The organism is Luteimonas salinilitoris (assembly GCF_041300785.1).
In the GTDB taxonomy this organism is placed as follows: domain Bacteria; phylum Pseudomonadota; class Gammaproteobacteria; order Xanthomonadales; family Xanthomonadaceae; genus Luteimonas; species Luteimonas salinilitoris.
This window is the reverse complement of sequence record NZ_JBFWIB010000004.1, coordinates 254,070-273,585: the sequence shown is the minus strand read 5'-3', so window position 1 is coordinate 273,585 and position 19,516 is coordinate 254,070. Positions and strand designations below refer to the sequence as shown.

Here is a 19,516-nt window from a genome sequence, read left to right as displayed (position 1 = left end):
CGCTATCCGGAGTGCGTATCAGGGCGCGAGCGCGCATTCGAGGTCGAGTTCGAGGTCTGTCGATTCTTCGACACCCACGCTCAAACGCACCAGGCCAGCACTGAGTCCCATTCTTTCACGCCTCTCCTCCGGCACCGATGCATGCGTCATCACTGCCGGATGATTGACCAGACTCTCCACGCCGCCCAGGGACTCGGCCAGGGTGAACAGCTCCGTCCTCTCGCAAAATCGCTTCGCCGCCTCGAACCCGCCCTTGAGCCAGATCGAGACCATGCCGCCGAAGCCGTCCATCTGCCGCTTCGCCAACGCATGTTGCGGATGCGAGGCGAGGCCCGGGTAGATCACCTTTTCGATCGCCGGATGCGACTCCAGGAACTCCGCCAGCGCCTGCGCGTTTTCACAGTGGGCCTTCATCCGCAGGTGCAGGGTCTTCAGTCCGCGCAGCGCCAGGAAGCTGTCGAACGGGCCCTGCACCGCTCCGACCGAGTTCTGCAGGAAGGTCAGCTGTTCGGCCAGTTCGGCGTCGTCGCCGACCACGACCATGCCGCCGACGACGTCGGAATGGCCGTTGAGGTACTTGGTGGCCGAATGCAGCACGAGATGCGCACCGAGCGCCAGCGGGCGCTGCAGGATCGGCGAGCAGAAGGTGTTGTCGACGACCACGATCAGGCCGCGCTTGCGGGCGATCTCCGCGATACGCGCGATATCCACCAGCTTGAGCAGCGGGTTGGTCGGGGTCTCGATCCAGACCATCCGGGTCTCGGGCCGGATCGCCGCCTCGAACGCAGCCGCGTCGTTCAGATCCATCCAGCTGAAGTCCAGCCCGGCCGAACGGCGCCGCACCCGCTCGAACAACCGGTAGGTACCGCCATAGACATCGTCCATGGCGATCACGTGGCTGCCCGAATCCAGCAGCTCCAGCACCGTGGACGTGGCCGCCATGCCGGAAGCGAAGGCGTAGCCGCGGCTGCCGCCCTCCAGCCCGGCCACGCAGCGCTCGTAGGCGAAACGGGTCGGATTGTGGCTGCGCGAGTACTCGAATCCCTGGTGCTCACCCGGGCTGCGCTGGGCGTAGGTGGAGGTGGCGTAGATCGGCGGCATCACCGCGCCGGTGCTGGGATCGGGCGACTGGCCGGCATGGATGGCCTTGGTCCCCAGACCCCAGTTTTCCGGGCTGGTGTCGGCCGCTCCGCGGTCGTCCGTCATACAGATGAAATCCAGTGAAAACAGGTCGCGAATTCTACCATCGGGCGGGTTGGCCCATACCGGGCACCGCTGCGTGATCGTGGAACCGCCTCACGGCTGCTGGGCCGGGCAGCGTTCAGGTTCGGCGGCGCTGTGGGAGCGACGGCAGTCGCGACGCCCAATGCTTGTTCCGGGTGATTGCTGGGGTTCGAGTGGTATCGGCGTCGCGACTGCCGTCGCTCCCACAGGAACGGCACTGCAACGCCGGGCCCCGCTCACCGCGAGGGTACGCCGGCGAGCCCAAACGCCGGCTACTGCACCCGCCGCCGCAGCCAGTTCAGCAGGTCGATCCGGGTGATCAGGCCCAGGAAGCGGTCGTCGTCGACGACGATCGCCACCTGGCCGCGGTCGAACACCGGCAGCAGCGCCTCGATCGGCGATTTCACGTCCATGATGTCGAGCTTGCTGACCATCGCGGTCGAGACCGGATCCCGGAAACGCGCCTCGTCGCCGTAGACGTGCAGCAGCACGTCCGATTCGTCGAGGATGCCGACGATGTGCTCGCCGTCCATCACCGGCAGCTGCGAGATCTCGTACAGCTTCATGCGCTGGTAGGCGGTCATCAGCAGGTCGCCCGGCGCCAGCACTACCGTGTCGCGCTGCGAGTACGGCCGCAGGATCAGGTCGCGCAGGTCGCCGTACTGCTCGCGCTCGATGAAGCCGTTGTCCAGCATCCAGTAGTCGTTGTACAGCTTCGACAGGTACTTGTTGCCGGTGTCGCAGACGAACACCAGCACCTTCTTCGGTTCGGTCTGCTCGCGGCAGTACTTCAGCGCCGCTGCCAGCAGGGTGCCGGTGGAGGAGCCGCCGAGGATGCCCTCGCTGCGCAGCAGCTCGCGCGCGGCCAGGAAGCTCTCGCGGTCGCTGATCGCGTAGGCCTTCTTCACCCGCGTGAAATCCGAGATCACCGGCAGGAAGTCCTCGCCGATGCCTTCCACCATCCAGCTCGCCGACTTGTCGCTCAGGGTGCCTTCGTTGATGTACTCGGCGAGGATCGAGCCGACCGGATCGGCCAGGATCAGCTCCACCTCCGGCGCATGCCCGGCGAAATGCCGCGACAGTCCGGTCATGGTGCCGGAGCTGCCGCAGCCGAACACCACCGCGTCCAGTCCGCCCACGTCGGCCATCTGCCGCAGGATCTCCGGCGCGGTGCCGTGCTCGTGCGCGGCCGGGTTGTCGGGGTTGCCGAACTGGTTGACGAAATAGGCACCCGGCGTCTCGCGGGCGATGCGCTCGGCCAGGTCCTGGTAGTACTCGGGGTGGCCCTTGGCCACGTCGGAGCGCGTGAGCACCACCTCGGCGCCCATCGCCTTGAGGTTGAAGATCTTCTCCCGGCTCATCTTGTCCGGGACCACCAGCACCAGGCGGTAGCCCTTCTGCTGCGCCACCAGCGCCAGGCCGATGCCGGTGTTGCCGGCGGTGCCCTCGACCAGGGTGTCGCCGGGCCGGATGTCGCCGCGCCGCTCCGCGGCGTCGATCATCGAGAGCCCGATGCGGTCCTTGATCGAGCCACCGGGATTCTGGCTTTCCAGCTTGAAGTACAGCTCGCAGGGGCCGGCATCGAGGCGCTGCGCGCGGACGACCGGGGTGTCGGCGATGAGATCGAGGACGGAATCGTGGATCGGCATGCTGGCTGGAGCCCGCGGGCGTCGTCGGAAGGAGGCGCGATTATCGCACCGCTCCGCCCGCTAAAGGAAGGGGTGTCCTGCGTCAGTGGTGCAGGGTGTCGTACATCCGGGTCAGGCGATCCTTGGCAGCGAGCTTCTCGCGTTTCATCTGCGTCAGGGTGGTGTCGTCGATCGGCAGCACGCCGAGTTCCGCGTCCATGACTTTCTTGTCCAGCTCCTGATGGTGGTGGTACAGGCGCCGGAACTCGGGGTTGGCCTGAAACACCGCGTCGAGCTCTGCCTGGGGTTGCCCTTCGAACATGGAAGCCTCCGTGGGGTGAGGGATCGGAAACAAAAACGCCCCGGCCGGCGAGGGCTCGGGGCGTTGCAGGTGGGTCCGGCCGGAGACGGACTGCGCGGGTCGCCCTTCGTGAGCGTCCGCGCGGACCTTGCTTCCGGCGGCATGCTCCTCGGGGCGGGGCGTCTGGGTCATCGTCATCGGCCTGTCGGCAGGCGGTGACCGGATCGGACGCCGCCTGTGAACTCGACCCTACTCCTCCGGATCGGGACCGGCAAGCGCTCCCGACGGGAGCGCGCGGCGACGCCAATGGGTCTTTCCTGAATGGGCGGACCGGACGCCGGCTGCGATCTCATGGCCGTTTCGAGCGCTCGCCGAAGGCGGGCTCAAGCGGCTGAATCGATTAGAAATTATTCGTTAAACAGCCGGACGGGGTGCATCAATCCTCGTCTTCGACCGCCCGCATCAGTTCCGCCTCACGGCGGGCCAGCTCGGCTTCGCGCGCACGTGCGGCCCGCAGCTTGGCCGCCTGGTCGCTGGCGACCCCGTCAAGCACGATCTCGGCTTCCTGGCGGGCGCTGAATTCCGACTCCGCCGCCATGCGCAGGCGCGCCGCCTCCTCGGCCTGGATCTGCGCCTGCACGCGCATGCGCTCGGCCTCCTGCCGCGCGCGCGCGGCCTCCTGCCGGCTGGCCTCGACCAGCAGGTCGCTGCGCTCGCGATCCAGTTCGCCGATCTCGCGCCGGATCGCCTCGGTGCGCGCGGCCGTCTCGGCGGTCTCCACGCGCCATTCGGCGACCTGCAGCGGTTGGGCGCGATCGCCGCGCGCATTGGCGTAGGCGTCCACGGCCTGCCGTGCCTGCAGGCGCTCGTAGTGGGCGAAACCGCTCTGCACCGGATCGGCGTCGAGCGCCTGCAGGCGCTGCAACAGACGCTGCGCGGCCGGGTCGTCCGCCGCGTGCGCGACGGAAGCACAGACCGGGACGCACAGCAGGGCCAGCAACATCCAGGACGATAGGGTCTTCATGTCAGTCCTCCTCCATACCCAACTGCTCGCGCAGCCGGGAGATCTGCGCCCGGCGCTGCGCCAGTTCGGTATTGGCCACCGCCTCGCGGCTGCGGGCGCGGGCCAGGTCGGCGAGCGCCGAAGCGCTCAGCGCGGCACTGCGCGCGTCGCGTTCGCGGCCGCCGGCCATCGCCGCCTGGGCCTGTCCGAGCAGGGTCCGGGCCTGGGCGATTTCCTCCGGCGCGTACTGATCGGCATCGGCATCGGACGCGCGGGCGACCGACTGCTGCGCGGCCGCCAGTTCGGTCGTGGGCGGCGGCAGACTGGCGCAAGCTGTGAGCGCCAGCACGATCCCGAAGGCGGAGGCCTGCAGGAACACTCTCAATTGTGCAATGCTAGCTGACATTGGCGGCCGTACCGATGGGGAATCTGCGGCCATTGTCGACAGCAGGCGGCCGGATCGCAACGACCGATCACGGCCGAAAGGGGATTCGTTCATGGACATCGGCTATTTCCTGAAGCTGATGACGGAAAAAAACGCCTCGGACATGTTCCTGACCACCGGGGCGCCGGTCTACATCAAGGTCGAGGGCAGACTGTACCCGCTCGGCAACACCGGATTGCCCACCGGCATGGTGAAGAAGATCGCCTATTCGCTCATGGACGAGGGTCAGGTGCCGGTGTTCGAGCGCGAGCTGGAGCTGAACATGGCGCTGTCGCTGCAGGATTCGGGGCGCTTCCGCGTCAACGTGTTCAAGCAACGCGGCGAGATCGGCATGGTGATCCGCGCCATCCGCAGCGTCATCCCCAGCATCGAGGAGCTGCAGCTGCCGCAGGCGCTCAAGCAGATCATCATGGCCCCGCGCGGACTGGTGCTGATCGTCGGGTCCACCGGTTCGGGCAAGTCGACCACGCTGGCGTCGATGATCGATCATCGCAACAGCCACACGTCCGGACACATCCTCACCATCGAGGACCCGATCGAGTACCTGCACAAGCACAAGAAGTCGATCGTCAACCAGCGCGAGGTCGGGCTCGACACCCACACCTTCCACAACGCGCTGAAGAACGCCATGCGCGAGGCGCCGGACGTCATCCTGATCGGCGAGATCCTCGACGCCACCACGATGGAGGCGGCGATCGCCTTCGCCGAGACCGGCCACCTGTGCCTGGCGACCCTGCATTCCAACAACGCCGACCAGACCATCGAGCGCATCCTCAACTTCTTCAACGAGAACGCGCACAAGAACGTGCTGATGAACCTGGCGCTGAACCTCAAGGCGGTGGTCAGCCAGCGCCTGGTGGTCGGCGTCGATGGCCGCCGGCTGCCCGCGGCCGAGGTGCTGATCAACACGCCGATGATCCGCGACCTGCTACGACGCGGGCAGGTGCACGAGATCAAGCAGGCGATGGAGGAGACCCTGGAAGAAGGCATGGAAAGCTTCGACCAGTGCCTGTTCCGGCTCTACAAGGAAGGCAAGATCGAGATGGAGGAAGCGCTGAAGGCCGCCGACTCGCGCGACGGCCTGGCGCTGAAGTTCCGGCTGTCGGAGGGCGGCAGCGGCGAGCACGACCCCTACGCCGATGTCTTCGACAGCGCGCCGGAGAATGAGCACACGTAGCCGGCATTCTCGGATGCAGCCGCCCCCGTAGGAGCGCGCCATGCGCGCGATGCCGCGCCAGGCAGCCCTTTCCGCCGCAGTGAAGACTGGGCCGTCGCCACGGGCGGTGTCAGTGAATAGCCCGCACCTCGAGCCAATGGGTGAGGTGCTGATCCATCGTGAAGGGCTTGGCTATTGATTGGCACCGCCCGTGGCGACGGGGCTTGTCTCACCGCAACGGAAAGAGCTGTTTGGCGCGGCGCGCTCCTACGTGGGCGCATCCGGCTGGCGCTCCGGGCGCGCGGCCTCGAACGCCGGCAGCGCCAGGCAGGCGGCCTCGATGCGGCGGATGGTCGGATACGGCGTCATATCGACGCCGAAGCGGCGTGCGTTGTACACCTGCGGCACCAGGCAGCAGTCGGCCAGGGTCGGCGCATGGCCGTCGCAGAACGCGTCGGTGGAAGGATGATCGGACAACAATGCCTCGAACGCCGCCAGGCCTTCGGTCATCCAGTGCCGCATCCAGACGTCGCGTTCGGGCTGGGGCACGTTCCAATCGTGCTCGAAGAAGCGCATCACCCGCAGGTTGTTGAGCGGATGGATGTCGCAGGCGACCAGCTGCGCCAGCGCGCGCACCCGCTGGCGCTCGCGCGCGGTGGCGGGCAGCAGCGGCGGCGACGGCCAGACTTCGTCCAGGTATTCCAGGATCGCCAGCGATTGCAGCAGGCGGCGGCGACCGTGCTCCAGCATCGGCACCAGCTTCTGCGGATTGGCCGCGGCGTACTCCGGCCTGAGCTGCTCGCCGCCGTTCCGCACCAGGTGCACCGGCACGATCTCGTACGGCAGCGCCTTGAGGTTCAGGCCGATCCGCACCCGATAGGCCGCACTCGAACGCCAATACGAGTACAGCGTGAGCGGCTCCGCCATCTTTCCCTCTCCCATGCGCCCCCTGTGGCCGCCTGTCGTCAACATTAACGCGGAAGCCGCCGCAGTGGCCGTCCACCCGTCGCGTGGCGGCGCCCGTTCGGCTGCCGCGGCCCCGTCCGGTCAGGCGCCGGACTGGCGTTCGATCCGCTGCTCGATGGCGCCGAAGATCGAATGCCCCTCGCGATCGAGCATCTCGATGCGCACGGTGTCGCCGAAACGCATGAACGGCGTCAGCGGCTTGCCGTGTTCCAGCGTTTCCACCGTGCGCTTCTCCGCGAAGCAGGACGCGCCCTTGCCGGTGTCCTGGTTGGCGATGGTGCCCGAGCCGACGATCGTGCCCGCCGACAGCGGCCGGGTGCGGGCCGCGTGCGCCAGCAGCTGGGCGAAGTCGAACTGCATGTCCACGCCCGCCTCCGGCGCTCCGAACCACTCGCCGTTGACGTGGGTCAGCAGCGGCAGGTGCAGCTTGTTGCCGCGCCAGGCCTCGCCCAGTTCGTCTGGGGTCACGAACACCGGGCTCAACGCCGAGCGCGGCTTCGACTGCAGGAAGCCGAAGCCCTTGGCCAGCTCGCCCGGGATTAGGTTGCGCAGGGAGACGTCGTTGACCAGTCCGACCAGCTGGATATGCGCCGCCGCCTGCTCCAGCGTCGCCGCCATCGGCACGTCGTCGGTCACCACCACGATCTCGGCCTCCAGGTCGATGCCGTGGTCCTCGCTGGGCACGCACACCGGGTCGCGCGGACCGTAGAAGCCGGCGCTGGCCGCCTGGTACATCAGCGGATCGGTGTAGAAGCTCTCCGGCACCTCGGCACCACGCGCGCGGCGCACGCGCTCCACGTGCGGCAGGTAGGCGCTGCCGTCGACGAACTCGTAGGCGCGCGGCAGCGGTGCCGCCAGCTGGGCCATGTCGAGATCGAAGGCGCCGGCCGCCTGCCCGTCCTCGAGCCGCTGCGCCAGCGCATTGAGCCGCGGCGCGAGATTGGACCAGTCCTCCAGCGCCCGCTGCAGGGTCGCGGCGATCTCGCCCGCGCGCACCGCGCGCGAAAGATCGCGGGAGACGACGACCAGGGTGCCGTCGCGGCCGCCCTCCTTCAGGGAACCAAGCTTCATCGGGACTCCGTGTTTCCGGCGCCGCAGCGCGATGGTTGCGATTGTAACCGGGACGCCCGAAGGCCCCGGCGCGGCCGCATGTCGGGCTTCCGCCGGCGACGCCCGAAGCGCGGTGATGGGTCCGCCGCGCCTTTGCCGGTTGGTACTGCAAGCGCGGCGTGGTCGTTGCCCCGGAAGCCGGGAAAGGCCCGGCCGGTTCAACGATTCCGGTCGAGGGCGCGTCCTTCTGCGACTGCGCGATTCCATCCTAACTTTCGGAGTACGCCATGAACCTGCAAATCCTGTCCGCCCCTCCCCGCCATCGCCTGTCCTCGGCACTGGCTGTCGCTCTTTGCCTCGCCTTTTCCGGCGCCGCGGTCGCCGGCGAGACCTGCGATCTTTCCACTGCCGGCGAAGACGACGGCGGCGCCAACGCCCCCGGTGCCACTGCCACCGCCTGCGGCACCAGCGCCCAGGCCACCGGCGAGGATTCCACCGCCTACGGCAACGCCGCCACCGCCTCGGGCGATGAAAGCACGGCCACGGGCGAACGCAGCACTGCCTCCGCCGGCATGAGCACCGCCAACGGCACCATGAGCCGGGCGACAGACCTGGGTGCCACCGCGACCGGCGCCTACAGCGTTGCCTCGGGGTCGGGAAGCACCGCCAACGGCAACATCAGCCTGGCCAGCGGCGATTTCGGTACCGCCATCGGCCTGGCCAGTCTGGCCTCGGGGAACTCCGCCACCGCCACCGGCACATTGAGCCAGGCCAGCGGCGCCTCCAGCACCGCCACCGGTGCCTACAGCCTCGCCACCGGACTGTCCGGCACCGCCACCGGCTCGTCGAGCCAGGCCTCGGGCGAATACAGCACCGCCACCGGCAGCAACAGCAACGCCTCGGGCGAGAGGAGCATCGCTCTTGGCGTCGCCAGCCAGGCGACCGGCGAGCACGGCGTCGCCATCGGCGTGCTGAGCCAAGCCAGCGGGCAGTACAGCACCGCTATCGGCACCAACAGCCTGGCCACCGCACAGAACAGCACCGCCGTCGGCGACGGCAGCGAGGCGCTGGCCATGGCCAGCACCGCGATCGGCGCCGACAGCAGCGCCGGGCTGTTCGCCGATGCCGCCTTCGGCATGAGGGCCACGGCCAGCGGCGGATCGAGCACCGCGCTGGGTGCGCTCAGCGTCGCCAGCGGCGTCGGTGCGATCACAGTTGGAACGCAGAGCCTGGCATCGGCGGACGGCAGCATCGCCATCGGCGCCCTGAGTTCGGCCAGCGCCGTCGACAGCACCACGCTCGGCAATCAGAGCCTGGCCAGCGGCCAGAACTCGGTGGCGCTGGGCGCACACTCGGTGGCAGGCCAGGCCGACACGGTGTCGATCGGCAGTGCCGGCAACGAACGCCGCGTGGTGAACGTCGCCGATGGCACCGGCGCGACCGATGCGGTCAACCTGTCGCAGTTGCAGGCCACGCTGGCCACCGCGAACGCCTACACCGACACCGCGGTCGCCACTGGCGGTACCGCGGCCAATGCCTACACCGACGACCGCGAGGCGGCGATCCGCAGCGACATGGAGGCCGGCGATGCCGCCACCCTGGATGCGGCGGAAACCTATGCCGATGCCGGCGACACCGCGACCCTCAACACGGCCAACGAATACACCGACACGCAGATCGCCAGCCTGGTCGGTTTCGACCCGGGCTCGATCAACGGTCGCATCGATGCGCTGGAAGATCGTTTCGACGATGTCGACCGCCGCATGCACCGTCAGGACGCACGCATCGACCGTGCCGGCGCGTTGAACGCGGCGATGATCGGCATGGCCGCCAGCGCGTCGGCAGTCGAAGAGGGGCAGAGCCGCCTCGGCTTCGCCGCCGGCGAATACAACGGCAAGCAGGCGTTCTCGATCGGCCTGCAGCAGCGCATCGGCAGGCGTGTCGCGCTGACCGTCGGCGGCGCGTTCAGCGGTTCGGAGCGCTCGACCACACTGGGCGTGGGTATCGGTTTCTGACGGCTGTCCCAAGTCCGGGCGAGGCCCACGGGCGGCCCGGCGGCGGGCGTGGCGATGACGTCGTCACGCCCGCTTTTTGCATGCCGACGCGAGGCCGGCGTGCGCCAGCCGAAGGCCCTCCGCAGCAGCGTGCCGGCACCACTCGCGGCGAATCGGGTGATGGGTTTGTCGCTGTTTCAGCGGTTGATTGTTCAAGCGCGACAAGGTCACCGCCCCGGAAGCCGGGGGAGGCCCGACCGGATTCGATCTCCAGGTCGAGGGCACGCCCTCTGCGTCCGCGCGATACCTACCCATCAGGAGAGTTCACATGAAGCATCCGAACATGATCATCGCGCGACGCCAGCGTTGCGCCCTGGCCGTTGCCATCGCCCTGTCCTTCGCCGCTACCGGCACGGCATGGGCGGGCGACGTCTGCGACTACGAAACGGCGGGCGAAGGAGGCGGGACCGCAACGGCCGTCGGCTTCAACGCGCTGGCCTGCGGCAACGGCAGCGCCGCCGCCGGCAACGAGGCGGTGGCGTACGGCCTGAACAGCGACGCGAGCGGCAACTTCACGGTCGCGATCGGTTCCAACAGCGAAGCCAGCGGCATCCGCAGCCTTGCCATCGGCGCGTCGGCCACCGCCACGCAGGAGATGAGTACGGCGGTCGGCATGTCCAGCGCAGCGACCGGCGACCACAGTTCCGCATTCGGCGGCGACGCCAACGCCACCGGCGCGCGCGCGACCGCGGTCGGCGCCTACAGCCAGGCCACCGGCGCTGGCAGCACGGCGGTCGGCGGCTGGTACGACGCCGATAACGACGGCGCCCCGGATGCCGGCGAACTGACGCTCGCATCCGCGGACAACGCCAGTGCCTTTGGTGCCGGCGCGCGCGCGACCGGTGCCTTCAGCACCGCTACCGGTGTGAGCAGCAACGCCGCCGGCGGCGGCTCTACGGCGGCCGGCTACCTGAGCTCGGCCGGTGGCTTGTTCGCCGCCGCCAACGGCTACCTGGCCAGGGCCAACGGCAACTACAGTTCGGCCTTCGGTCCCGAAAGCTGGGCCACCGGCCTCAGGGCCACGGCGGTTGGCCATCTGAGCTCGGTGGGCGGCGATAACGCGTCGGCCTTCGGCGCCGAAAGCCTGGCCAGCGCCGACTACGCCACCGCGATCGGCCACCTGAGCGTGGCCAGCGGCCAGGCGGCCACAGCCCTGGGCGTCGGCAGCAACGCCAGCGCCACGCTTTCGGTGGCGGTCGGCGCCTCGAGCATTGCCAGCGCTTCGGCCACCGCGGCGCTGGGCGCGGGCAGCCGGGCCATCGGCCTGGGCAGCACGGCGCTGGGCAATGCCAGCCTCGCCTCCGGCGAACATTCCACCGCGCTCGGCGCCGGCAGCGAGGCCAGCGGCCTTCGCAGCACTGCGCTCGGCGTGCTGAGCGAGGCCAGCGCCGACTACGCCACCGCGGTCGGCCGCGGCAGCAGTGCCACCGGTGCGTACGCCACCGCCATCGGCGTGGACAGCGTCGCCAGCGGCCTGCTCGGCACGGCGCTGGGCTCGACCGCGGTTGCCGGCGGTGAAGCCGGTCTCGCGGCCGGGGCGCTGAGCCAGGCCAGCGGCTTCTGGAGCACGGCCACCGGCACCGCCGCACTGGCCAGCGGTTACTTCGGCAGCGCCTTCGGCGCGAGCAGTCACGCCGAGGGCGACAACAGCACGGCCATCGGCGCGCAAAGCTGGGCGGCGGGCACCGTCAGCACTGCGATCGGCGAGTTCAGCCGCGCACTGGCCGACCGCAGCACCGCGTTGGGCATGCTGAGCCTGGCCGAAGGCGAGTCCAGCCTGGCGCTGGGCATGTCCAGCGCGACCACGGCGGACGCGGTCAATGCCGTGGCGCTGGGCGCCAACTCGGTGGCCAACCAGGCCGATACCGTGTCGATCGGCGGCGCCGGCAGCGAACGCCGGCTGGTCAACCTGGCCGCCGGCAGCACCGACACCGATGCGGTCAATGTCGGCCAGTTGCACCCCTACGCCACGGCACTGGGCGGTGGAGTCGGTTTCGGCGGCGGCGTGTTCACCGCGCCGACATATGTGATCCAGGGCGCCGAGTATCACGACGTCGGCGGCGCATTTGCTGCGGTCGACAATCGGTTGACGGCATTGTCGGACCAGGGCGGCGTTCCGGGCCCTGCGGGCCCGGCAGGGCCCCAGGGGCCGGCCGGCCCTCAAGGCCCGGGAGGCTCCGAGGGCCCGGAGGGTCCTGCCGGTCCCGGCAACCCGTTGGGCGTGGCCTATGAGAACGCCGACATGGACACCATTGCGCTCGAAGGCGCCGACGGCACCCGGATCTCCAACGTCGCCTCTGGCACCGCCGCGAACGATGCGGTCAACAAGGGCCAGATGGACGCGGGCGACGGCGCGACGCTCGCCTCGGCCGCCGTCCATGCCGACGCCGGCGATGCGCAGACGCTGTCCACCGCCAACGCCTACACCGACACCCAGGTGGCCAACCTGATCGGCTTCGACCCGAGCTCCATCAACGGGCGGCTGGATGCCTTGGGTGACCGCTTCGACGACGTCGACCGCCGCCTGCATCGCCAGGACAAACGGATCGACCGGCAGGGGGCGATGGGCGCGGCGATGTTGAACATGGCGATCAACGCCGCCGGCTCGCAGAGCCCGCGCGGCCGCATCGCGGTCGGCGCCGGCTTCCAGGGCGGCGAGCAGGCGCTGTCGGTCGGCTACGGCAAGCGCATCGGCCGACGCGGCTCGTTCTCGCTGGGTGGCGCCTTCAGCGGAGGTGAGCGCTCCGGCGGCATCGGCTTCGGCGTCGACCTGTAATCACCGGTGGCCAGGGACGGCACCGCCTCCATCAACCGCGGCACCTGCGGCTAAGCCGTGTTGTGACTCAGCCCGGGCCGCCCTGCTCGGGCCCGGGCACGGCGCCCTCCAGCGCCTCCGGTCGCTGCAGCAACTCGGCACCGGGCACCAGTTCCCGGCGCAGCCAGGCGCCACTGCGCGCGCGGCTGGCCCGCAGCGTAATGCCATTCGACCTCCGCAGCCGTGCTATCCGCAGCCTGGAGGAAATTTGATGGGTCCGATCCGCTTTCCGCGGTTGTGTGGATGTGACCCCTCCGAACTCTCCGCAGAAAGGACCCGCCATGAATCCATCGACACGCATTCTCGTAGTGTTGCTCGTGTTTGCCGTCTTTCCCGGGGCGACGTTTGCGCAGACGCAGACCGATGCCGAACTCACCCCCGACGGCGGTTTCCAGGTCGGCCCGCCGGAGTCCCAGGCCGACAATCCGGTCACGACGCTGCGGGCAGTCGTTGCTGCACTGGATGCCCAGCTCGGGCGCTCGGACCTGCCGGCCGCCGTGCTCGCGAAGCTGCGCCACGCCCGCAAGCAGGCCGACAATGCGCGAGGGCACTTCCTCGCGCTCGACTCGCGGCTCGACATGGTAGTCGGAGACGTCGCGACGGCCGTGAACGCCTTCGACGCCGCCGCGCGCGTCTCGACCGACCCGGCGCTGCGCGCCGAACTCCGCCGACAGGGGGGACGGCTGGGCGATGTCGCGCAGTCGCTGGCCGCGAACATGCTGAGGGTCGCCCGGGCGGCAGGCGTCGATCCCAGGCAGCTCGCGATGGCCGAAGCGAACCTGGCTTTGGGCGACCGGCTCCTTGCAATCGGAGACCCGGGCGGTGCGGCAAAGTTCTACAAGAAGGTGCTCCCGATCAAGAATGCGCTCGCTTTCGACGTTCCGCAGTTCCGGGCGCGCCTGCGATTCGTGCTCGATGGCCAGACCACCGGCTACGCCGTCGCAGTCAACCAGGGCGGCATGCTGGTGGACAGCTGGGGCAACGGTTTCCGGCGAACGTCCGCGGACTCTAATCCTCCGGTTCCCTTCACACCATCGGACGAACTCAACATCGCCAGCGTCACGAAGACCCTGACGGCGGCGACGGTGCTCGAGCTGCTGCAGGCGCGCGACATCTCGGTCGACGATCCGATCGCGCCGTACCTGCCCTTTGACTGGACGCGCCCGCAGAGTGCCGGCGCTGTGATCGACCCCGGCGAACTGACGTTCCGCCAGCTCATGACGCACACCAGCGGCCTCGGGGGGCGCAACGGCGGGGGCGGGCGGAGAGGCTGCGGGATGAGCTTCGACGGCATCAAGGCCTGCATCGCCGCCGGTGCCCGGATATCGGACCAGGGATTCTTCTACGACAACGGCAACTTCGCGCTCTTCCGCGTGATTCTCATCAACATCATCGGCGGCTGCAACAACGCGAACGACGGCTGCCTGCCACATGAGGACCAGTGGACCGCGCTTGCGTATCGGTTGAAAATCCAGTGCTTCCTGCTGCCCAGGATGGGCCTCTCCGACGGCATCATCATCTTTCCGTACGATACCTGCGAGGGCCCCGCCCTGGCGCCGAACCCGGCGGAGGCCCCGACCACTCGCTTCCATTGGTTCCCACAGACCGTCGGCAGCGTGGAACCTGGCGACTGGCTCTTCAGCGCCGGCAGCGGCGGGTGGTACTTCTCGGCGCTCGAGCTGGCGCAGTTCCTCGCGCACCTGCGCTACAACGACAAGATCCTGAACCCCGTGACGCGGGCGACGATGTACGAGGGATTCCTCGGCTGGATGGATCCGGCGAACTACGGATCCATGGGCACCGGCGTCTTCGGGACGTACCGCATGCACGGCGGCGACCTGTGCTATCCGAACCTGCCCGTGCCGGCGGGAGTCAGCGTATGTGCGGCCGCCGTGCAGCCGCGCGGCGTGGACACCTGCATCGTCGACTTCCCGACCGGCGTGCAGGTGGTCCTGCTCATCAACTCGATGGGCGGCACGTACCCGTACCAGTGCCGGGCGCTGCAGAACGCCCACGACGCCAGCTGGACAAAGAAGTAAGTGACATCAGCACCGGGCTGGCGCCGCAGGACTGCTCGGTGCAGAAGGCTTGTGCGAACGGCACCGAGGCGTCCTGTTCGGCTTCCGGCGAGTTCACCGATTGCGGGAGCATGTGCAACTGGCTGCGGCAAGCGCATCGGTCGGCGCGGTTCGTTCTCCCTGGGCGGCGCCTTCAGCGGTTCGGAACGTTCGGCCGGCATCGGCTTCGGCCTGGACCTGTGATGCCGTGATCCGGCACCGGCGCTGTCGGCACACGGGAGCGGAGACATCATGTCTCCGCTCTCTTTCTTCGACTAACCCGCAGCGCGCACCGCGGACAGAGTGCGCTCCAGTGCGTGCAGGCGCCGCAGCATTTCGTCGTCCGGTACCAGTTCGCGGCGCAGTGGCGGTGCGGCGATCCGAAGCTGCTCATCTGCGGCTTGGAACCGGCCCTGCGCAGCCAGAACCTCCGCGTAGGGCACCCGCCATCTTCCGATCATGACCGGATCGGCCCAGGTTGCGGCGGGTAATGCCAGGAGTCGTTCCCAAGCTTGGCTTGAAGCCGCCCAATCCTGCCGTCGCTGCGCCAACTCGGCCGCCAAGGCGGCGGGGCGCATCGACATCAATGCGTTGTACTCGCCGCGATCGAGATCGATATCGATATCGGCCAGTGCGACATCGGCCTCGTCCAGGCGGTTCTGGGCCAGCAGCCATTCGGCATGACCCAGGCGCACCATCAGTATTCCGGCGTGGTCATCCGGGTAACGCCTCGTCCAGACCGCCAATGCCCGCTCCACCAGAGGTTGCGCTTCCTGCACGCGTCCGCTGCGTGCCAGTATCCGACCGAGCGCGGCTTCGGTCCGCAATACCCGGCGCTCCTCGTCGCCCAGATGAGAGCGGCGGATCGTGATGGCGCGCCGACAGAGCGATTCGGCCTCGTCGACGGCGCCGCGCGCATACTCCAGGCCGGAGAAGTTGTTGAGGATGCGCGCGTAGTCCAGGCTGTCGTCTCCGGTCACCCGCGCCATGATCGTCAGCGCCTGGCGATAGTGCGCACGCGCCCGGCCATAGTCGCCCAGGTTGTGCAGCACGCCCGCTAGATCGACATGTACATTGGCCACCCGGTCGCTGTCCTCGCCGTACAACGCGCGCGCCAGTTGCAGGTTTTCGTCCTGCACCCGTCTGGCGCCAGGGAGCTTGCCTTGCGCGAAGAGGCTCATCGCCAGGCCGTGCAGGCTCGACTGGGTATCGACCGACCGCTCGCCCAGACGACGCCGGATCGCCAGCGCGTCCCGGTAGCTGCGCTCGGCGCGTTCGAGCTCGCCGCGTTGGCGGTACAGCTGGGCAAGATTGTGCAGGGTCCGCGCCTGTTCGGCGGGCGAGGCCGGCGTGGCGCGTTCATCGCGCAGGGCCAGCGCGGCTTTCAGGGCCTGTTCGGCTTCGGCGAAATCCCCTTTCGCCGACAGCGCCAAGCCCAGCGCGTCGTAAGCGTCGGCGGTATCCAACGGGCGCCCCAAGGGTTGCCGCAACGCCAATGCGCGCCGCGCCGCGGCGACAGCCGCCTCTCCGTACTGACGTTGGCTCAACGACCGCGACAGCTCGCTCAGCGCCTGCGCGGCCGGGCCGGGCTGCGCCACCTGCGGATCGAGAAACCCCTCCGCCGCCTGGGTCAGCAGGGCCTCGGCGCGTTGCGACTGGCCGAGATTGCGGTAGGCGCGCCCAAGCACGGCGCGCAGGCGGGCCCGGACTGCCGGCGTCGTATCCAGAGCCTCATCGATGCGTGCGGCGCTGGCGTCGAGTACCTGGCGCGCGCTCACGTCCTCCGTGCCCCGAGCGCCGCGCATGTGCGGATCGGCGGCATCGAACGCAGCCACCAGAAAGTCGCCGACCTGGCCGGCAACTGCCGCTTCCTGCTCGGCGCGTGCGCGCTCTTCGCCCAGGCGCCAGACGAACGTGGCGGCCGCGAGCACGGCGACACCCGCGACTGCGCTCTCGCGCCAATGCCGGCGCAACCAGCGGCCGGACCGGTAGCGCAAGGTGGGCGCGCGCGCCGTGACCGGCTGCCGGGCCAGGTGCCGCTCGATGTCGGCCGCGAACGCCTCCACCGAAGGGTAACGCCGCGCCGGGTCCAGCGCGCAGGCCCGCAGGGCGATGGCATCGAGGTCGCCCGGCAGGCGTTTTCTCCAGGCGCAATCGGCAGCGGCCAGGGCGCTCGGCACCGGCATCGGGCGTTCGCGATCGGCCACGCCGCGGTCGGTGCGGCGACATGCCAGCAATTCCGTGAACAGCACGCCCAGGCCGAACACGTCGCTGACCACGCTGACATGGGCGCCGGCCAACAATTCCGGGCTGGCATAGGCCGGCGTGCAGAAGCCGCCCGTATCGCCATCGCTGCCTTCGCCCATCATCCGCGCGATGCCGAAATCGAGCAGCACCGGCTCGCCGTCCTCGCGCACCAGCACGTTGCTGGGCTTGAGGTCGCAATGCACCACCAGGCGCTGGTGCGCGGCCTGCACCGCCCGGCAGATGCGCAGAAACAGCCGCAGGCGCTGGCGCAGGTCGGGCGCGTGCCGCTCGCAATGGCGGTCCAGCGGCAGGCCGGCGACGTATTCCATCACCAGGTACGGCTGCCCGGAGGGCGTGGTGCCGCCGTCGTACAGGCGCGCGATGTTGGGATGCTGCAGGTCCGCCAGGATCTGGCGCTCCGACGCCAGGCGTTCGGCGACGGCTGCATTGGCCACGCTGCCGCGCAGCAGCTTGATCGCAACCCGCTGCCGGAACAATTCGTCTGCGCGCTCGGCGATGAACACGATGCCCATCCCGCCGCTGGCCAGGCGCTCCACCAGCTGCCAGGCGCCGAGGCGGTCGCCGGCCTGCAGCTCGCTCGCCGACAGCGTCGCGATCAGTTCGCCCAGCGGCTCCAGCGCACGGTCGAAGCTGGCGGTCTGCGCCGTGAGCAGGGCCAGGGCCTCCTCGATCAGGGCCGGATCATCGCTCAGGTCGCGCAGGCGCGGCGCCCATTGCGTCGGCGGCAGGTCGCAGACCGCATCGAACAGTTGCCGCAGGTCCTGCCAGCGTGCCGCTTCCATGATTGTTCGTTCCTCCCCGGCCGTGCGCTATGCCAACTGCTGGTTCAACCAGGCGCGCGCGAAGCGCAGGTCGCGCTCCACGGTGGGCACCGAGACGCCCAGCACGCAGGCGATGTCCTTGCGTTCCATGCCGCCGAAATAGGCCATCTCCAACCCGCGTGCGGCACGCTCGTCGCGTTCGGCCAGGTGCTCCAGTGCCTGGTGCAGCGCCAGCACGTCGATCTCTACGTCGCCGCCGGCCTCGCGGTCGGCGTGCGAGAGCGTGAGCATCGCGACATCGCCGCCGCGCTTTTCCGCGGCGCGCGCACGCGCGTGATCGACCAGCACCGCGCGCATCTTCAATGCCGCCAGGGCGAAGAAGTGGGCGCGGTCCTCCCAGTCGGTGTCGTTGCCGAGCAGGCGCAGCAGGGCTTCGTTGACCACGGCGGTCGGCTGCAGGGTGTGGCTGTTGCGCCCGCGCCCGAGGCGTGCCGCCGCCATGCCGCGCAGTGCGTCGTAGACCTGCGCCAGCAGGCGGTCGCGCGAAGCCTCGTCGCCGGCGCGCCACGCGTGCAGCAGCCCGGTCAAGTCCTGGTCCATGCGCTCGCTCCCCCACGCAGGCGGCCCTCCACCCTGCGCGTCGCATCCTAGCCCAGTCCCGGGAGAAAGGCGCCGTGACGGGCATGCCGGCGCCCGTCCCAGGCTGCCCGAGGCCCCAAAGGCGTACCGCCTGGCACCATCTCCCCTTATAGGAGGGGCTTCAGTCCCGACCGCGCCAGACGCATCTCAGGGTGGCCGCGAAGACAAACGCGCCGCCGCGCGTTGCGAAGGTCGATTGCCGGGCTTTTCCGCTGCCTGTCGGGGCTGAAGCCCCTCCTACAGGGGCGCATGTCGGTCCTAGTCGTCGCCCTGGAAGCCGGCGGCGCGCCAGGTCAGCACCAGGGTGTCGCGGTGGCCGTGATCGCGATCGTCCCCCGGCTGGATCGGGGTGGATTCGTGGATGACGCGGGCATCGTCCAGGAACAGCAGGCTCCACGGCTCGGCCAGGGTGAAGCGCTGACCGTTGGACCCCTCGGCCTCGAATACCCGGGTCTCGCCGCCCTTGATGCCGGTGCGCTCGACCACCAGCACCGCCACGTAGTCGACGCCGTCGCGGTGCGCGCCCTCCGGCGTCGGCCGGCCGATGCCGTCGCTGGTGTCGATGCGGAACTGGTGCGCCTCCACGTACCAGGGCGATACCGGCCGCAGCGCCGAGCACAGCCGCCCGAGCCCGAGCAGCAGGCCGGTCCAGGCCGGGCTGGCGACGACTTCCGGTTCCACCGGTTCGAACCACCGTCGCATGCCGCCGTGCAGGGCGTTGTAGTCGCGCGGCTGCCAGTGCGCGCGGTGCGGCGCCTGGGTGATCACGTCGCCCTCCACCACGAAGCAGGAATGGCGGCGCCGGCGATAGCGCCCGCCGTCCTTGAGGTAGGTGTCCTCGGGCAGCCGGTCCCAGCTGTCGCGCATGGCAGCGAGCGCGGCCGGCGGATGCCCGCAAAGCGCCGCCACGTCCGCCGGCGCAAGCACTCCGAAGCCGCGTTCGCGCATGCCCGCAGGCAGTCCGTCGATCGGTAGGTACGGCGGAGCCAGGAGGGTCGTCATCACGGCATTTTAGGCTCGGCCTGCCTGCGAGCGCAGGCGCCTTTGTGGGAGTGGCGGCGGCATGCCGCCGCCGGGAAGTCGCGACTCCAGGGGGGCCAGTCGCGACTTCCCGGCAACAGCATGCTGTTGCCACTCCCACAAGAGCCG

14 protein-coding genes are annotated in these 19,516 nt (G+C 69.4%); 4 read left to right on the top strand and 10 right to left on the bottom strand.

Going from position 1 to position 19,516, the window contains the following annotated elements; genetic code table 11:
* Positions 1-18: 18 nt before the first annotated feature.
* The 5 genes from AB5T46_RS09595 to AB5T46_RS09575 all read right to left on the bottom strand — a co-directional run bounded on the left by AB5T46_RS09595 (position 19) and on the right by AB5T46_RS09575 (position 4,535).
* Positions 19-1,206: a cystathionine gamma-synthase gene (locus AB5T46_RS09595; protein WP_370563679.1), complete on the bottom strand. Its 1,188-nt coding sequence runs from the start codon at positions 1,204-1,206 to the stop codon at positions 19-21.
* 290 nt (positions 1,207-1,496) lie between these two features.
* Entirely contained in the window at positions 1,497-2,873 is a 1,377-nt protein-coding gene (locus AB5T46_RS09590; RefSeq protein WP_370563678.1) for a pyridoxal-phosphate dependent enzyme, read from the bottom strand.
* Positions 2,874-2,955: 82 nt separating this feature from the next.
* A complete protein-coding gene (locus tag AB5T46_RS09585) occupies positions 2,956-3,174 on the bottom strand; it encodes a YdcH family protein (protein ID WP_370563739.1) in 219 nt (72 codons plus the stop codon).
* A gap of 415 nt (positions 3,175-3,589) precedes the next feature.
* Entirely contained in the window at positions 3,590-4,177 is a 588-nt protein-coding gene (locus AB5T46_RS09580) for an SPFH domain-containing protein (protein WP_370563677.1), read from the bottom strand.
* 1 nt (position 4,178) lies between these two features.
* Positions 4,179-4,535, bottom strand: coding sequence for a DUF4398 domain-containing protein (locus AB5T46_RS09575; RefSeq protein WP_370563737.1), 357 nt, complete (start codon positions 4,533-4,535; stop codon positions 4,179-4,181).
* Between the two features lie 118 nt (positions 4,536-4,653).
* Here AB5T46_RS09575 and AB5T46_RS09570 point away from each other — a divergent pair, with 118 nt between their 5' ends.
* Positions 4,654-5,778 carry a PilT/PilU family type 4a pilus ATPase gene (locus AB5T46_RS09570; RefSeq protein WP_370563676.1) on the top strand — a complete coding sequence of 375 codons (1,125 nt, stop codon included), beginning with the start codon at positions 4,654-4,656 and terminating at the stop codon, positions 5,776-5,778.
* Positions 5,779-6,024: 246 nt separating this feature from the next.
* Here AB5T46_RS09570 and maiA read toward each other — a convergent pair whose 3' ends face one another.
* Together maiA and AB5T46_RS09560 are read right to left on the bottom strand one after the other, a co-directional pair.
* Positions 6,025-6,684 carry a maleylacetoacetate isomerase gene (maiA, locus tag AB5T46_RS09565; protein ID WP_370563675.1) on the bottom strand — a complete coding sequence of 220 codons (660 nt, stop codon included), beginning with the start codon at positions 6,682-6,684 and terminating at the stop codon, positions 6,025-6,027.
* Between the two features lie 120 nt (positions 6,685-6,804).
* Positions 6,805-7,794, bottom strand: coding sequence for a fumarylacetoacetate hydrolase family protein (locus AB5T46_RS09560; protein ID WP_370563673.1), 990 nt, complete (start codon positions 7,792-7,794; stop codon positions 6,805-6,807).
* Between the two features lie 266 nt (positions 7,795-8,060).
* Between AB5T46_RS09560 and AB5T46_RS09555 the strand changes: the two genes are divergently transcribed.
* The 3 genes from AB5T46_RS09555 (at position 8,061) to AB5T46_RS09545 (ending at position 14,681) form a co-directional block, all read left to right on the top strand.
* Positions 8,061-9,788: a YadA-like family protein gene (locus tag AB5T46_RS09555; protein WP_370563672.1), complete on the top strand. Its 1,728-nt coding sequence runs from the start codon at positions 8,061-8,063 to the stop codon at positions 9,786-9,788.
* Between the two features lie 307 nt (positions 9,789-10,095).
* The gene (locus tag AB5T46_RS09550; protein WP_370563671.1) at positions 10,096-12,603 is read left to right on the top strand and encodes a YadA-like family protein; all 2,508 of its coding nucleotides are present in this window, start codon (positions 10,096-10,098) and stop codon (positions 12,601-12,603) included.
* Positions 12,604-12,923: 320 nt separating this feature from the next.
* On the top strand, positions 12,924-14,681 hold the full coding sequence (locus tag AB5T46_RS09545) for a serine hydrolase (RefSeq protein ID WP_370563670.1): 1,758 nt from the start codon (positions 12,924-12,926) through the stop codon (positions 14,679-14,681).
* A 293-nt stretch (positions 14,682-14,974) separates the two neighbouring features.
* Here the strand turns inward: AB5T46_RS09545 and AB5T46_RS09540 are convergent, their stop codons facing one another.
* The 3 genes from AB5T46_RS09540 to AB5T46_RS09530 all read right to left on the bottom strand — a co-directional run bounded on the left by AB5T46_RS09540 (position 14,975) and on the right by AB5T46_RS09530 (position 19,369).
* Positions 14,975-17,749 carry a tetratricopeptide repeat protein gene (locus AB5T46_RS09540; RefSeq protein ID WP_370563669.1) on the bottom strand — a complete coding sequence of 925 codons (2,775 nt, stop codon included), beginning with the start codon at positions 17,747-17,749 and terminating at the stop codon, positions 14,975-14,977.
* 27 nt (positions 17,750-17,776) lie between these two features.
* The gene (locus AB5T46_RS09535; RefSeq protein ID WP_370563668.1) at positions 17,777-18,328 is read right to left on the bottom strand and encodes an ECF-type sigma factor; all 552 of its coding nucleotides are present in this window, start codon (positions 18,326-18,328) and stop codon (positions 17,777-17,779) included.
* 297 nt (positions 18,329-18,625) lie between these two features.
* The gene (locus AB5T46_RS09530) at positions 18,626-19,369 is read right to left on the bottom strand and encodes a 2OG-Fe dioxygenase family protein (RefSeq protein WP_370563667.1); all 744 of its coding nucleotides are present in this window, start codon (positions 19,367-19,369) and stop codon (positions 18,626-18,628) included.
* Between the last annotated feature and the right edge of the window lie 147 nt (positions 19,370-19,516).

Bases quoted from the DNA above. Each gene is read 5' to 3' on its own strand.
- AB5T46_RS09595 (WP_370563679.1), bottom strand. From the start codon at position 1,206: ATGACGGACGACCGCGGAGCGGCCGACACCAGCCCGGAAAACTGGGGT.
- AB5T46_RS09590 (WP_370563678.1), bottom strand. From the start codon at position 2,873: ATGCCGATCCACGATTCCGTCCTCGATCTCATCGCCGACACCCCGGTC.
- AB5T46_RS09585 (WP_370563739.1), bottom strand. From the start codon at position 3,174: ATGTTCGAAGGGCAACCCCAGGCAGAGCTCGACGCGGTGTTTCAGGCC.
- AB5T46_RS09580 (WP_370563677.1), bottom strand. From the start codon at position 4,177: ATGAAGACCCTATCGTCCTGGATGTTGCTGGCCCTGCTGTGCGTCCCG.
- AB5T46_RS09570 (WP_370563676.1), top strand. From the start codon at position 4,654: ATGGACATCGGCTATTTCCTGAAGCTGATGACGGAAAAAAACGCCTCG.
- maiA (WP_370563675.1), bottom strand. From the start codon at position 6,684: ATGGCGGAGCCGCTCACGCTGTACTCGTATTGGCGTTCGAGTGCGGCC.
- AB5T46_RS09560 (WP_370563673.1), bottom strand. From the start codon at position 7,794: ATGAAGCTTGGTTCCCTGAAGGAGGGCGGCCGCGACGGCACCCTGGTC.
- AB5T46_RS09555 (WP_370563672.1), top strand. From the start codon at position 8,061: ATGAACCTGCAAATCCTGTCCGCCCCTCCCCGCCATCGCCTGTCCTCG.
- AB5T46_RS09550 (WP_370563671.1), top strand. From the start codon at position 10,096: ATGAAGCATCCGAACATGATCATCGCGCGACGCCAGCGTTGCGCCCTG.
- AB5T46_RS09545 (WP_370563670.1), top strand. From the start codon at position 12,924: ATGAATCCATCGACACGCATTCTCGTAGTGTTGCTCGTGTTTGCCGTC.
- AB5T46_RS09540 (WP_370563669.1), bottom strand. From the start codon at position 17,749: ATGGAAGCGGCACGCTGGCAGGACCTGCGGCAACTGTTCGATGCGGTC.
- AB5T46_RS09535 (WP_370563668.1), bottom strand. From the start codon at position 18,328: ATGGACCAGGACTTGACCGGGCTGCTGCACGCGTGGCGCGCCGGCGAC.
- AB5T46_RS09530 (WP_370563667.1), bottom strand. From the start codon at position 19,369: ATGACGACCCTCCTGGCTCCGCCGTACCTACCGATCGACGGACTGCCT.